General features: G+C 43.2%; 1 protein-coding gene. It reads left to right on the forward strand.

Annotated elements, in window-relative coordinates:
- On the forward strand, positions 1-486 hold a 486-nt coding region (locus tag KDM89_RS19625; protein ID WP_212689574.1), incomplete at both ends, for an aminotransferase class I/II-fold pyridoxal phosphate-dependent enzyme.

Genomic DNA, 486 nt, shown 5'->3' on the forward strand with positions numbered 1-486 from the left:
CGCAAGAAAGAAATCTATGAGCTTGCAAGAAAATATGACTTCCTCATAATAGAAGACGATCCTTACTATTTTCTCCAGTTCACCAAGCCTTGGGAACCAACCTTTCTCTCCATGGATGTTGATGGGAGAGTTATCAGAGCTGACTCCCTTTCAAAAGTTATCTCCTCAGGGCTGAGAGTGGGGTTTATAACTGGCCCCAAGTCCTTGATACAGAGGATTGTTCTCCACACACAAATCTCATCACTGCATCCCTGTACTTTATCACAGCTCATGATATCGGAGCTTCTATACCAGTGGGGAGAAGAGGGTTTCCTGGCCCATGTTGACAGAGCTATTGATTTCTACAAGAACCAGAGGGATTTTATATTGGCAGCTGCAGACAAGTGGTTACGTGGTTTGGCAGAGTGGCATGTTCCCAAAGCTGGCATGTTTCTATGGATTAAAGTTAACGGAATCTCTGATGCAAAAAAACTAATTGAAGAAAAG

Source organism: Cognatundibacterium luofuense, assembly GCF_018139685.1.
GTDB lineage: Bacteria > Pseudomonadota > Gammaproteobacteria > Burkholderiales > Burkholderiaceae_D > Undibacterium > Undibacterium luofuense.